This is a genomic window from Exilibacterium tricleocarpae (genome assembly GCF_007004655.1).
GTDB lineage: Bacteria > Pseudomonadota > Gammaproteobacteria > Pseudomonadales > Cellvibrionaceae > Exilibacterium > Exilibacterium tricleocarpae.
Genome location: NZ_ML660097.1, coordinates 104825 through 119000, shown reverse-complemented (window position 1 = coordinate 119000; position 14176 = coordinate 104825). Strand labels below are relative to the sequence as shown.

Below are 14176 nucleotides of genomic sequence, written 5' to 3'. Positions count from 1 at the left end.
ACCTCAACCGGTTTGCACGGCGGATACCGGCCGCCCTTGCCGCGGCTTTGCTGTGCAGCACCGTTCTCGCCGCCGACGGGGCCACTGATACCGGCACTGAGGCCGTCACCGATACTTTTTCCGATACTTTTTCCGATACTTTTTCCGATACCTTTACCGATATTCTTAACTACGCGATCAAACGACAGCCACTCGCTACCGCCCTGTTACAGTATGCCGAACAATCCAACCTGCAGATCATGTTTCGCAGCGAACAACTGCCCGAACTGACGGTGGCGCCGCTGCACGGCGCTTATTCACGGACCGAAGCTCTGGAGCATCTGCTGCACACCAGCGGGCTCAGTTATCGTTTTGGCGGCGGACAGGTGCTGGTGGTGTATCGGGACCCCGCCCGGCAACGCTTGAAGACGATAAAACCGGCACCCGCCGCGCCGGCAGTACAGACTGTTCCGCGGGACAGCGCGATCGAAGAGGTGCTGGTTACCGGGATTCGCAGCAGCCTGGCGCGCAGTCTCTCTATCAAACGCCACGCCGATGCGGCTGTGGACGCGATTACCGCCGAGGATATCGGCAAGTTTCCGGACCAGAATGTGGCCGATGCCCTGCAACGTATTCCCGGTGTCTCCGTGGATCGCATCTGGGGCGAGGGGCGCGATATCAATATTCGCGGCACCGATAAGAATGTGAACCGCACCCTTCTCAATGGCCAGAATGTCGCCTCCGCTTACTGGTGGGCCGACGACAACCCCAGCCGCGGCTTCAACTATTCCATCCTCGCCTCGGAGCTGGTCGCATCACTGGAGGTTCACAAAAGCCCGCAGGCCGATGTCGATGAGGGCAGCATCGGCGGTACGGTAATCATTCGCACCCGCAAGCCGCTGGACCTGGCCGCCGGTACGCTACGCACCTCGCTGGAACAGCAGTACAGCGAGCTGCCCGACCAGTGGGACCCGCAGGCCGCGGCGCTGTTCAGTTGGAAAAACACTGCCGGCACCTTCGGCGCCCTGGCCTCATTCAATCTACAAAAGCGGCAATTGCGCCGCGACGGGCTCGAGGCTTTCCCCGACCACGCGCTCTACACTCTTACAGAAGCCGACGGCAATCTTATCGAGGGGGTTCGCGTGCCCTGGGGCCTGGGGTCGGCAATCTTTCAACAGGAGCGGCGCCGCCGCAGCGCTAACCTGACACTGCAATGGGCCGCCGACCCGCATTGGGATATCGCCTTCAACGCCGTGCTTACCCATATGGATATGGACAACAGCAACCAGAATTACCTAGCCCTGCCGGGTGCATTCAAACTCAACGAGATACCGCCGGTACCGGTCAGCGCCGCACAGATTGGCACCAGCGACGGCGTGCGTACCCTGCTCGGCGGCACGTTTGGCAATGCCGACAGTCCCGGCGCGGCACTGGATGCAATATTCCGTGACGCCTATGTCGAGACCGCCAGTTACGATCTCGATATGAATTACGACGCCGACGGCTGGCGCTCTCACTGGCAGATGGGTGTCACCCGGGCCAAAGGCGGTAGCGATCACGACCGGCGCTACCGCTTTATCGGTGATACCCAGCTATCCTATGCGATTGGCCCGCGCCGGCTGGCATTTGACTTTCCCGACCTCGATCCCCGCGATCCGGCAGCCCTGCAGCGCCTGTCGAGCGACTCGCGCGACTGGATTCGCGAAATGCGCGACGAGGAGTTTTACTTACAGGGGGATCTGAGCTGGGCATTCGACAAGCTGCCTTTTATCAACCGCATCAAGGTCGGCGCCAAGTGGCGCGATCATACGATCGAAAACAACCGCACCGTGGGCAGCGTCGATACCGCTCACGCAGATTGGCCGGCGGCGCAAGCCATCGGCCTGGACCAGGTCTCCGCCGGCCTGACACCCCACCTGCACCGCAAGACCGCCAGCGCCGGCTCCCTCACGCAATACGCCTGGGCCGACCGCAACCGTCTCGCACAAAGTTTGCAGCCGTTATTCGACCGGGGACTGCTCAGCTATCGCTACGACACCGACGCTTTCTACCGGATCAACGAACGTATTTTGGGCGCTTATATCAAGGCCGATATCGAAACCAACAGGCTCTCCGGCAATATCGGCATGCGCGCAGTCCACACCAAGCAAGGTGCCGCGGCTTACCAGAATACGCAGCTCACCCGTCACCTGCGCCCCTACCACAACTACCTGCCGAGCTTAAACCTGGCCTATAAGCTCGCGCGCAACCTCACTCTGCGCACCGCCCTGGCCCGGGTTATGGCCCGACCGAATTTTCAGGACTTGACGCCGGGTATTATCATCGACGCCACCAACGGCACCGCGGCGGGGGGGAACCCGCACCTGGAACCCGTTCGAGCCAATCAATTTGATCTGGCGATTGAGTGGTACTTTGCCGAGGCCTCGGTGTTATCCGCCGCCTATTTTCGCAAGGATATAGCCGCCCTGGTCACTACCCGCACACTGCCGGAGACGCTTGCCGGCCAGACCCTCAACGTCACCCGTCCCTACAATGGCGCGGGCGCAGATATACAGGGCATCGAGCTGCAATGGCAACAGGACCTGGGCAGAGGTTTCGGTGTCACCAGCAATTACACATACACCGATGCATCGGTGACGGCCGGTGCCGGCGGCGAAACGGCGACGCTGCCCGGCAACTCCCGGGATCAGCTCAACAGCTCGGTGTATTTCGAAAACCGGCACTTTAGCGCGCGACTGTCTTACAACTATCGCTCCGACTCTTTCGGCGGCCTCAACGCCGGCTCCCAGGATGTCACGGAAGCCTACGACCAGTGGGATGCCGCCATTAGCTGGACACCCACCCCGCGGCTATCGGTGCACCTGGAGGGCGTCAACCTGGGTAACGAACCGATTTATTTTCGCACCGCCAGCGGTGTGCCGCAGGGTTTTTACGAAAACGGCCGGCGTTTTATTATTGGCATCAGCCTGAATATTTGAGTGCACGCGCCTACTGCACGCCGGCGCAACACAGTAGTCTTTGCCGGCCTTCCCCCATGATTTCCCCACGCCAAAGGACTACACCGAACGCTGCCCTGGCGGGATTTTTCCCCGCCCGCCGTTTACAGCTATGGAACAGGTTACCCCACTTACCAGGCGCAGAGGAAAAGATGAAAAAAACCACAATGACTCCCACTAAACTGGGAACCGCGATCCGCTGGTTCAACACCACCGTTCTGGCTTACGGCTCGCTGGGCGCACTGGCTGCGGTCGGTACGGTCAATACCGCCCACGCACAGCCGGCCGCTGCCGCGGCCGGCGCCGCGCCAATCGTTGAAGAACTGGAGGTCATCGGCATTCGGGGCAGCCTGAGGCGCGCACTGGCGGTGAAAGAGAACGCCGATGCGGTCGTCGATGCCATCAACGCCGAAGATATCGGCAAATTTCCCGACAAGAACGTCGCCGATTCGCTGCAGCGTATTCCCGGTATTTCGGTCGACCGCATCTGGGGTGAAGGCCGCGATATTTTTGTGCGCGGCACCAACAGTGAGGTCAACCGCACGCTGCTCAACGGCCAGAATGTCGCCTCGGCGTTTTGGTGGGCCAATGACAATCCCAGCCGCGGCTTTAACTACTCCATTCTCGCCTCGGAACTGGTGTCGTCTCTGGAGGTTTATAAAAGCCCGCAAGCCGATCTCGACGAAGGCAGCATCGGCGGCACCGTCATCGTGCGCACGCGCCGGCCCATGGACCTGGAACCGCTGACCTTGCGCGGCAGCGTGGAAGGACAGTACAGCGAGTTGCCCGATGAGTGGGACCCGCAGACCTCCGCCCTGCTCAGTTGGAAAAACGCCGCTGAAACGTTTGCCGTGCTGGGTTCTTTCAACCGCCAGGAGCGCAGCGTGCGTCGCGATGGCCTGGAGGCCTTTCCCACCAACACGCTCTACGACGTAACCGACCAAAACGGCGCGGTTACTGAAGATGTCTACGCCGTCTGGGGCGGCGGCTCGGCTATTTTTCAGCAGCAACGCGAGCGCGACACAACCAACCTCACGCTGCAATGGCGGCCGACATCGGCCTGGGACGCCGTGTTCAATTATGTCAACTCCGATATGGGTATGGACAACAGCAATCAGAACTACCTGTTTGTCACCGGCGGTTTCAAACTTGCCAACGGCGATACCGTCACCAACCCGGTATTCATTCCCACCAGCGACGGGCGCCAGGCACTGGTGGGCGGCACCATCGAAAACCCCGCCAGTGTCGGCGTCGCCGATGAGCCCATCTATCGCGATGCGTTTATTGAATCGACGGTGTACGATCTGGATGTCACCTATACGGGCGACGGCTGGCAAGCCCATGTGCAGACCGGTTTTACCGAGGCCGAGGGCGGCAGCACCCACGATCGCAACTATTGGTTCGAGGGCAACACCCGGGAGGTGATTAACCTGAGTGCCAATACCAACGAATTCAGCTTCCCCGATATCGATCCCCTCGACGGCCGGGCGCTGGCCCTGCAGCCGGGCAGCTTGCGCGACTGGATTCGGATTATGGAAGACGATGAGTTTTACCTGCAGGGCGATCTCGAAATCGATGTCAACTGGGGGCCGGTGACGTCATTGAAAGTCGGCGGCAAGTGGCGCGATCACACCATCGAAAACAACCGCAGGGTGGGCAGCATCGATATCGACGACCCGGCCATCGCCGCCGAAGTGGCGGCATTGGCGGCGCTGACACTGGACGATCTGTCTTCCGGCCCCTCGCCCAGACTGCACGGCGAAACCGCCTCTTCAGGTTCACTGACACGTTACGCCTTTCTCGACCGCCGCAAGGCGATTCAACAGGTCGACACGCTCCTGAACGCGGGCGTCATGAGCTACGCGGTCGACCAGAATGCGTTCTATGATATCAACGAAGAAATCACCGCCTGGTATGCCAAAGCCAGCTTCGAGCAGGGTGAGCTGCGCGGCAACATCGGCCTGCGCGCGGTGCAGACCGACCAGACTTCCAAAGCCTTTCAGGACGGCGCTCTGGCCACAGTGACACGGGACTACACCGAGTATTTGCCCAGCGTTAATCTGGCGTACAACCTGCGCGACGACCTTATTGTTCGCGGCGCGATCGCCACGGTGATGGCGCGCCCCACGTTTCAGAACCTCAGTGCCAACCTGGTGATCAACGCCACCACCGGCACGGCCTCGGGCGGCAATCCGCTGCTGGACATCACCACTGCCGATCAATTTGAGGTGGGCATAGAGTGGTACTACGACGAGGCCGCCATTGTCTCGGCCACTTACTTTGTCAAAGACCTGTCCACCTTTATCGTCAACAGAACCCAGACCGAAGACTTCAATGGCCAGACGCTCACCGTCACCCGACCGTTCAACGCCGACGGCGCCGATATCCAGGGTCTGGAGCTGCAACTGCAACACCCGCTCGGCCGGGGTTTCGGCATCACCGCCAACTATACGTATACCGACGCCGACGTGGCCCGCGAAGTGGGCAGGCTGGAACTGCCGGGCAACTCCGAAAACCAGGCCAACGCCTCGATCTACTATGAAGATGATCGCTTCAGCGCCCGCCTGTCCTACAACTATCGCTCCGAGTCCTTCGGCACCCTGGTCTCCGGCTCCCAGATCGCCACTGACGACTACGACCAGTGGGATGCCACCTTTACCTGGCAGGCCACCAATCAGGTCGATATCTTCCTCAGTGCCGTCAATATCACCAACGAGGTTATCTACCAGAGCACCAGCGACGGCATCCCCGTCGGTTTTTATGAAAACGGCAGCCGTTTCAGTCTGGGGGCAAGGTTACAGTATTAACGTCCCACCGGCAGACCTGTCTTATCCGGCCACGGCCCGGCAGCCCAGGATGGCGCCGGGGTGGCTAAGTATAATTTGGTCTAAAAAAGGTGCGCACTGCAACGGATCTTGAACTAGGGTAAGAGAGTAGATATACCACACCACAGGTAAGGTAAGACGCCTAGACAATAGCAATGAGTGCAAGCGCTGAAAGCCCAATCGGCCTGCTGCAACAGGCCAATTTGCCCACTTTTCCGGCTGTTGTCTTCAAACTGCAGCAACTGGTCGACCAGGGCGCCGACTTCACCCAGTTTGCCGACCTGATCAACACCGATGTCAGCCTGAAAACACGCATTATCAAATGCGCCAACAGCGTCTACTATTCCACCGGCTCGGAAAGCGCCGATATCAGCACGGCGATACGCAAAATCGGCGTGCAGCGGCTGTCCGACATTGTCTATACCGCCAAGCTTTGTGAGGCTTTTCCCTACACCCACCAGATCAATATGGCCACTTTCTGGGAGCAGTCCCTGTACACGGCGATAGTGGCTCGTCAGTTGGTCACGGAACTCAACACCCGGGCGGTGGCGGAAGAAAATCCGGTGTTTGCCCTGTTGGCCCGCCTGGTCGGCCGCAGTAGCGCGCTTCCGCCCTCCTATGCCTACACGGTCGGGTTGCTCAGCAACATCGGGTTTCTGGTGAAGTTGCTGCTCAGTCCGCTGACCACGGACGAAGTGCTGCGCTACAGCCGGCAAAAAACAAAGCAGCGTTATAAAGCACAGGAGGAACTCGGCACCAGTCCGGATTCGGAAGTGAGTTCCGCCATTTTGTTAATGTGGGGTTTTAGCGAAAAATTCTACCGCCCTATCCACTACCAACTGGACCCCCGCGGCGCCGGCCCCCACCGGCGCATGGCCTTGATACTCAACGCGGCGCTGTCGATACGGGACTATTTTGTGGAGCGGACCATGAGCGAAGAGATCGGCGCCTACTACTTCGCCGGCCTGGCGGCAAAACTGGGCATCACCTTTGCCGAATGCGGGCAGTTGTCGGACAGTGCCCTCGGCGAGGTTAAAGCGCTGTCGACGTTTATCAATTACCGCAACTGAGCTGCCGCCGGCCCCGACCGGAAGCTGTTGTGACAGCCGCATCTGACTTACCGCTCCAGGTTTAGACCTGCTCAACACTCGATAATATTAACCGGCACTTCCACCACATTCACCGCCAGGCCGCCGCGTGCCGTTTCTTTGTACTGGTCTTTCATATCGCGACCGGTTTCACGCATGGTACGAATGACTTTATCGAGCGAGACAAAATGCGCGCCGTCGCCCCGCAACGCCATTCTTGCCGCGGCGATGGCCTTTATCGACGCCATCGCATTGCGCTCGATACAGGGCACCTGCACCAGACCGCCAACCGGGTCACAGGTCAAACCCAGGTTGTGTTCCATCGCGATCTCCGCGGCATTCTCCACCTGGGCCGGCGTACCGCCAAGCACTTCAGTCAGTGCCCCGGCGGCCATGGAGCAGGCAGAGCCCACCTCGCCCTGACAGCCCACTTCGGCGCCACTGATAGAGGCATTTTTTTTGTAAAGAATGCCAATCGCAGCCGCAGTAAGTAGAAAACGCAGCACCCCATCTTCATCGGCACCGGAAACAAAGCGCGTGTAATAGTGCAACACCGCGGGCACAATACCGGCCGCGCCGTTGGTCGGCGCGGTTACCACCCGCCCGCCCGCCGCATTTTCCTCGTTGACCGCCAGTGCATAGAGCGTGACCCAATCCACTACCGTCAGGGGATCGGTAAGCGACGCCTCGGGTCGGCTAAGCAGTTGTGCGTGCAATTCAGCAGCGCGCCGCTTCACTTTCAACCCGCCCGGCAATATGCCCTGGTTGCGAATACCGTTGTCAACGCATTCGCGCATCGCCTCCCACACCGCCAGCAGACCCGCCCGGGTCTGCGCGTGCGGGCGCCAGGCCGCTTCGTTCTCCCACATGACATCGGAGATACGCAGGTTCTGCTTCTCACAAATGGACAGCAATTCGGCGCCCAGGGAAAACGGGTAGGTCAACACACGGTCGTCTTCGGCGATTATATCGCTGCCGCTGGCCTCCTCATCCACCACAAAACCGCCGCCGACGGAATAGTAGATACAGGCCAGCAGCTCTGCGCCGGAATCAGCATAGGCGGTAAACTTCATACCATTGGGGTGAAACGGCAAAGTCTCACGGCGGTGGAGAATCAGGTCGCCCTTATCGTCGAAATCAATTTCACGGTCGCCACCGAGACGCAGAGTGCCACCGTCACGAATGGCTGCCACCCGCAGCGCCATCGCCTCGATATCGACGGTCTCCGGCTGCTCCCCCTCCAGACCGAGCAAGACCGCTTTCGGCGTGCCGTGGCCGATGCCGGTGGCCCCGAGAGAGCCGTACATCTCTGCCTTGACCCGCACCACCTTCTGCAACAGCCGCTCGTCCCGCAACCGCGCCGCAAACAGCGCAGCGGCCTTCATGGGTCCCACGGTGTGGGAGCTGGATGGCCCGATACCAATTTTAAACAGATCGAAAACACTGATCGACATAGCTTTTACTCACCGGTTACATCGTTGATGAGATCGCAGTATATGGGCAATGGGGATTGCTGTAAGCTGTTTTTCACAATCCGAGCTGCTGCTTGGCCCGACCAAACGCCTCGAGGGCAAACGTCAGATCGTCGCGGGTCAAAGCCGCCGACATCTGTGTGCGTATGCGCGCCTTGCCTTTCGGCACCACCGGATAGGAAAAAGCCGTCACATAGACGCCCAGCGCCAGCATCGCCTCGGCAAACTTCGCCGCCAGCGCCGCCTCGTGCAGCATTACCGGCACTATAGGGTGCTCGCCCGGCAGCAGTTCGAAACCGAGTCGCCGCATACCCTCACGGAAAAAAGCAGTATTGTCCGTAAGGGTATCCCGCAAGTCACTGGACTCGGTAACCAGTTCAATCGCTTTCAAAGCACCCGCCACTACCGGCGGCGCCACGGTGTTGGAAAACAGATAGGGGCGCGAGCGCTGGCGCAACAGCGCCACGATTTCCTTGCGGCCACTGGTATAACCGCCGCTGGCGCCGCCGAGCGCTTTGCCCAGGGTACCGGTAATGATATCCACGCGGTCAATGCAGTTGCGCAACTCGTGGGTGCCGCGCCCCTCGGCGCCGATAAAACCGGTTGCGTGACAGTCGTCGAAATGCACCAGCGCGCCGTAGCGCTCCGCCAGATCGCATATCTCATCGAGGCGGGAAATGTAACCGTCCATGGAAAAGACACCGTCGGTGGTAATCAGCTTAAAGCGCGCCCCCTGCCGGTCCGCCGCCTGCAACTGGGCCTCCAGATCGGCCATATCGTTGTTGCGGTAACGATAGCGTTGGGCCTTGCACAGGCGCACGCCGTCGATGATGCTGGCGTGGTTTAATGCATCGGAAATCACCGCGTCCTCGGCGCCCAACAGCGTCTCGAACAGGCCGCCGTTGGCATCGAAGCAGGACGGGTAGAGAATAGTATCCTCAGCGCACAGAAAGGCGCTGAGTTTATCCTCCAACTGCTTGTGCAGCGTCTGGGTGCCGCAGATAAAACGCACCGACGCCATTCCGTAGCCCCACTGCTCGAGGCCGGCGCTGGCGGCGGCGCGCACCTCGGGATGCTGCGCCAGCCCCAGGTAATTGTTGGCACAGAGATTCAACACCTCACCGCCGCTGTTGATACCCACCCGGGTGTTTTGTGGCGTGGTGATCAGGCGCTCGTGTTTATACAAGCCGGCGGCTTCTATTTCCGCCAGTTGGCGGCCCAGGTAATCTTGAAATTCCCCGTACACAATTTTTCTCCCGCTGTCTTATTCTACAAATGCGACGCTATCGAAAGTGCAACGCTACCGGAGCGTGCAACTCGACCAATGCGTGCAACCCTACGACTGAGTGAACCCCGACCCGCGGCCGGGGCTTTTGGATTGTTTGCCGGCGGCGGCGGCTACTCCCAACTCAGAATCACCTTGCTGGCCTCGCCGTCATTCATGGCGGCAAAGCCCTGTTGAAATTCGCTGTAATGCAGGCGGTGGCTCACCACCGGCGCGATATCCAGCCCCGATTCGACCATCACCGACATCTTGTACCAGGTCTCGTACATTTCGCGCCCGTAGATACCCTTCAGGGTGAGCATGTTGAAAATCACCTTGTGCCAGTCGATGGCCAGTTCGCCCTCGGGTATGCCGAGGATGGATACCTTACCGCCGTGGCACATATTGTCCAACAGGTCCTTGAACGCCGCCGGGCTGCCGGACATTTCCAGGCCGATATCAAATCCCTCCACCATGCCCAGTTCGCGCTGCACATCGGCGAGTCGTTCCCCGCCCACATCGACTGTGCGGGTAGCGCCCAGTTGCCGGGCCAGCGCCAGGCGCCGCGGATTGATGTCGGTCACCACCACATGGCGGGCGCCGGCGTGGCGGCAGACGGCGGCGGCCATGACGCCGATGGGACCGGCGCCGGTAATCAGGACATCCTCGCCCAACAAATCGTACTGTAACGCCGTATGCACGGCGTTGCCGAGGGGATCGAACAGCGCCGCGACATCGAGATCGATATCGGGCCGGTGCTCCCAGACATTGGACATGGGCAGGCTCAGATATTCGGCAAAGGCACCGGGCCGGTCCACCCCGACACCGCTGGTTTGGGCGCACAGGTGGCGGCGGCCGGCCATGCAGTTGCGACAGCGACCACACACCACATGCCCCTCACCGGAGACAAGTTGGCCGGGCTTGAAGTCGTTGACGTTGGCGCCCACCGCGACGATTTCACCGACAAACTCGTGGCCCACCACCATGGGCACGGGAATGGTTTGCCGGGCCCAGGCATCCCAGTTATAGATATGCATATCGGTACCGCAGATGGCGGTGCGCTTGACTTTGATAAGAACATCGTTGATGCCGGTATCGGGCTCCGGCACATCCTCGAGCCACAGGCCGACTTCAGCCTTGCGTTTGACGAGCGCTTTCATAGTGATTTATCTCAGATGTGGTGCCTTTTGGCAGTTTGTCTTGCTTCTGTCCCGCCCATTGCCTCAGGCGTTAACTCAGGTCTTAGCCTCGGATTCTGAAACAGGTCCTATATTCAGGTCCTATATCCAGGTCTTCTAATCAGGTCTTCTAATCAGGTCTTCTAATCAGGTCTTGTAATCAGGCCCTAATCCAGGCCTTAACTCAGTTCTAAACCAGCGCTGACCTGAGGTGCCTATCAGGTGCAGCTTGCAAGTTGGCTCATGAGGCGGCCCGACCAGACTGATCCGAATTTGGCCTGCTAGCGCAAAAAGGTTTACTATAGCAGAAATATTTCCAGCATCTTAGACAATAAAAATCCACTATTCAAGATTTTTTCTCATATAGCGGAATATTCTGAATGGCAAACAAATCCAAATCCGCGGGTCATAACCCGTCTGTAGAGGCCGACCCGGCGAGCCAGGCGCTCTGCCAGCGGGTGACCGAACTGCGCAAGAAAAACAAGCTGACGCTCGACCAGTTGGCGGCGGCTTCCGGCGTCAGCCGCTCCATGTTAAGCCAGATCGAGCGTGGCCAGGCCAATCCCACCCTGGCGGTCACCTTTCGCATCGCCCAGGCGTTTGGCATTACCATCGGCGAACTGGTGGACCAGCCCTGGGCCTCCTCCACTATAGAAGTGGTGCACGGCGACGACCCCAACAATCTGTTTCGCGCCGATGACGAGTGCCGGATTCGCACCCTCTCACCGCTGCACATGGAGAAAAACACGGAGTTTTACGAATTGCGTGTAGCACCCGGCGCCAGCCTCGCGAGCGCTCCCCACTACGAGGGCACCCGGGAGCTGTTGACGGTAACCCAGGGCCGGGCCCGGGTCAGCTCCGGCGACAGTCACTGTACCCTGGCCGAGGGCGACTCGGCCCACTACCGGGGAGACTTGACGCACACCATCGAAAACTGTGGGGATCGGGAGTTGGTCTGCTATTTGGTGGTTACGGGCCAGTAGTGGGTGTGGGTGAGACGCGCTTGCGCCTGACTGAAGGTTCGATCACAACAGTGGGCCAGCCAGCAGCGAGTAGACGGTCCATAAGGCCTGCCGATATCGCCGTCACATCACTATCAGAAATGCATAGGAAACGACCTATGGTCAAGCAACCAACGTCCTCTTTAGTAGGGGCCCTCCTGTATGTTATCACCACTATTACTGCCCAGGGCCAAGGCTCAACAGCTGAACTGCCGCAGGGTAACGGCCGGGAATTGGTCGGAAGCCTTTGTACTGCGTGCCACCAAGTCAACCAGATCACACGCAGTTCCGGCTATTCAAGCGAAGGCTGGCAAGCGTTGATCGACACCATGATTGACCTGTCCGCCAGTCCAAACGAGCAGGCGCGTATCGTCAAATACCTGGCAACGCATTATCCACCCAATACCAAACGGGCACCCACGCTGGTAGCAGGTGAAGTAAGTGTCGAATTTGACGAGTGGCAGGTTCCGACGCTCGGCCAACGCTCACGCGACCCGATCGAAGCTGCCGATGGGGCTATCTGGTGGGCCGGACAATGGGGCAACCTGATTGGCAGCATCGATCCGAAAAGCAGCGCGATGAAAGAATATACCCTACCGAAAAATGCCATGCCCCATACCGTCACGACCGATACGGCGGGCAACATCTGGTACACTGGAAATAAAAACGGCACGCTCGGCAAGCTCGATCCGACAACCGGCAAGATCACTGAATATAAAATGCCGGACCCCGCCGCCCGAGACCCTCACTCCGCCATCTTCGATAAACTGGGAACCCTCTGGTTTACCCTTCAGCACAGTAATATGATAGGCCGGCTCAACCCGGCAACGGGCGATATCAAACTGGTCGAGCTGAAGGTGAGCGGATCGAGGCCCTACGGGATAAAGATCGATGCCCAAGGATTCCCCTGGGTTGCATGCAACGGTAGAAATTGTCTAGTCAAAGTCGATCCGCAGACCATGGAGCTTACGGAAATTAAGTTGCCGAACGACAAGACAACCGTTCGGCGTCTCGACATTGGGCAAGACGGTATGATCTGGTACGTTAACTCATCGCAGGGCCGCCTCGGTAGATATGATCCGAAAACCGGTGCCATAAAGGAGTGGCCATCACCTAGCGGTCCCCGGTCTCACCCCTACGCCACTGTGATCATAGACGGCATCATCTGGTACAACGAGTCGGGTATGCGGCCGGATACTCTGGTGCGCTTTGATCCGGCAACCGAACGGTTCCAGAGCTGGCCTATCCCGTCGGGCAAGGTTTACGCAGGCATCATCAGACATATGCGACCGACACGCGACGGCAAACTACTGATCCATCAAAGCAGCACTAATCGCATCACGCTGGTCACACCCACATCAAAACAAACTGCCACAATGCAATAAGCAGATGCAAAAAAAACGCTTTTGACCACGACAGCGTCCCTGCTGTCGAACACTTCTGTTACTTCTCCTGGGGACAGAAAATATCTTCATCCAAAAAGCAGATAATCCGATCCACATCCGCTTTGAATTTGTCGACACCGTAGTCGATGCTGTAAAGTGCGCTGTTTCATTGAGCGGATTGAGATCCACCAACGCATTCGCGGTAGCCACAGCGGCGGTATAGTCGCCGTCACAGTACTGCTGCTTATGCAAACGCTCGAGTGCCTGCCGCAGTTTTCCCCGCAGTGTCTCTCTGCGAAAAAACAGCCACTCTTCCAACTCCTCGCTGTCGGGTATCGTAAAACCGGCCAAAAAATCCGCACGATAAAGTTCAATGGCCCGGCGAAAATTACCGCGCTCGCATGCCTGTTCGAATACCCGGGTATCGGCATCGATATGCACCCGGGCGGATATCTGCAACCTATCCCGATCAGCTTGAATAGCCTCGGTGTCCAACAGCGCGCGCAGCCGGTGCAGGGTGCGTCGCAGCCGGGCCCTGGCGATATTTTCATCGGCCTCCGGCCACAGGAAGCGGGTTGGGGCCACTTGCTACTACACCCCCGTTCTGGCGCGCGATTCGAATATGGGGCCTAACACAGTCCCCCCGGCGCAAACCTCGTGCAGTGCCACACCCACCTTTCAACTTGCAGTCATTGCAGCCCTCGCCTCCCACTCGCAGTGATCTGCAAAGCCAGGTATATATCAAGGCAAGGATGGAGCCCCCACTCCAGGCCTCTGGGATGTAAAGAAGGGACGGCAACCAAAGTGCTCACCGCACACCCCCCCCCCCGGCCACCAACCGGCAATTTAAAAAATTCTTAAAAATCAGTTACCTAGAACTATATCACTGCTTTGAGACCAGGTTTTCCGGAGCGCCCTCTTCCCCCTCTCGGAGGGCCGTCAAAAGCCGTGGACAAACTTGTTGTCCTGTTTTTCCTTCGCTGTAATC

General features: G+C 58.9%; 9 protein-coding genes. 5 read left to right on the top strand and 4 right to left on the bottom strand.

Going from position 1 to position 14176, the window contains the following annotated elements; translation table 11 throughout:
• The first annotated feature begins 47 nt into the window (after positions 1–47).
• From FKG94_RS17365 to FKG94_RS17355, 3 genes are all read left to right on the top strand, one after another.
• A complete protein-coding gene (locus tag FKG94_RS17365) occupies positions 48–2957 on the top strand; it encodes a TonB-dependent receptor (RefSeq protein WP_179957694.1) in 2910 nt (969 codons plus the stop codon).
• A gap of 170 nt (positions 2958–3127) precedes the next feature.
• Positions 3128–5782: a TonB-dependent receptor gene (locus tag FKG94_RS17360; protein ID WP_179957693.1), complete on the top strand. Its 2655-nt coding sequence runs from the start codon at positions 3128–3130 to the stop codon at positions 5780–5782.
• Positions 5783–5955: 173 nt separating this feature from the next.
• Positions 5956–6870 (top strand): HDOD domain-containing protein, encoded by a 915-nt coding sequence (locus FKG94_RS17355; protein ID WP_142905596.1) that lies wholly within the window; start codon positions 5956–5958, stop codon positions 6868–6870.
• A 71-nt stretch (positions 6871–6941) separates the two neighbouring features.
• On the opposite strand, the gene FKG94_RS17350 is transcribed toward FKG94_RS17355, so the two are convergent.
• From FKG94_RS17350 to tdh, 3 genes are all read right to left on the bottom strand, one after another.
• Positions 6942–8342, bottom strand: coding sequence for an L-serine ammonia-lyase (locus FKG94_RS17350; protein WP_142905595.1), 1401 nt, complete (start codon positions 8340–8342; stop codon positions 6942–6944).
• A gap of 73 nt (positions 8343–8415) precedes the next feature.
• The gene (gene kbl, locus FKG94_RS17345; RefSeq protein WP_142905594.1) at positions 8416–9606 is read right to left on the bottom strand and encodes a glycine C-acetyltransferase; all 1191 of its coding nucleotides are present in this window, start codon (positions 9604–9606) and stop codon (positions 8416–8418) included.
• A gap of 152 nt (positions 9607–9758) precedes the next feature.
• Positions 9759–10784 carry an L-threonine 3-dehydrogenase gene (gene tdh, locus FKG94_RS17340; protein ID WP_142905593.1) on the bottom strand — a complete coding sequence of 342 codons (1026 nt, stop codon included), beginning with the start codon at positions 10782–10784 and terminating at the stop codon, positions 9759–9761.
• A gap of 398 nt (positions 10785–11182) precedes the next feature.
• On the opposite strand from tdh, the gene FKG94_RS17335 reads away from it, so the two are divergent.
• Both FKG94_RS17335 and FKG94_RS17330 read left to right on the top strand, forming a co-directional pair.
• Positions 11183–11785, top strand: a complete 603-nt coding sequence (locus FKG94_RS17335) for a helix-turn-helix domain-containing protein (RefSeq protein ID WP_142905592.1) — start codon at positions 11183–11185, stop codon at positions 11783–11785.
• 137 nt (positions 11786–11922) lie between these two features.
• Positions 11923–13188: a virginiamycin B lyase family protein gene (locus tag FKG94_RS17330; protein WP_218943564.1), complete on the top strand. Its 1266-nt coding sequence runs from the start codon at positions 11923–11925 to the stop codon at positions 13186–13188.
• Here the strand turns inward: FKG94_RS17330 and FKG94_RS17325 are convergent.
• Positions 13162–13773, bottom strand: coding sequence for an AfsR/SARP family transcriptional regulator (locus FKG94_RS17325; protein ID WP_142905591.1), 612 nt, complete (start codon positions 13771–13773; stop codon positions 13162–13164). The two genes, FKG94_RS17330 and FKG94_RS17325, sit on opposite strands and share 27 nt — an antisense overlap.
• Positions 13774–14176: the final 403 nt, after the last annotated feature.

Bases quoted from the DNA above. Each gene is read 5' to 3' on its own strand.
- tdh (WP_142905593.1), bottom strand. From the start codon at position 10,784: ATGAAAGCGCTCGTCAAACGCAAGGCTGAAGTCGGCCTGTGGCTCGAG.
- FKG94_RS17360 (WP_179957693.1), top strand. From the start codon at position 3,128: ATGAAAAAAACCACAATGACTCCCACTAAACTGGGAACCGCGATCCGC.
- FKG94_RS17350 (WP_142905595.1), bottom strand. From the start codon at position 8,342: ATGTCGATCAGTGTTTTCGATCTGTTTAAAATTGGTATCGGGCCATCC.
- FKG94_RS17330 (WP_218943564.1), top strand. From the start codon at position 11,923: ATGGTCAAGCAACCAACGTCCTCTTTAGTAGGGGCCCTCCTGTATGTT.
- FKG94_RS17355 (WP_142905596.1), top strand. From the start codon at position 5,956: ATGAGTGCAAGCGCTGAAAGCCCAATCGGCCTGCTGCAACAGGCCAAT.
- FKG94_RS17335 (WP_142905592.1), top strand. From the start codon at position 11,183: ATGGCAAACAAATCCAAATCCGCGGGTCATAACCCGTCTGTAGAGGCC.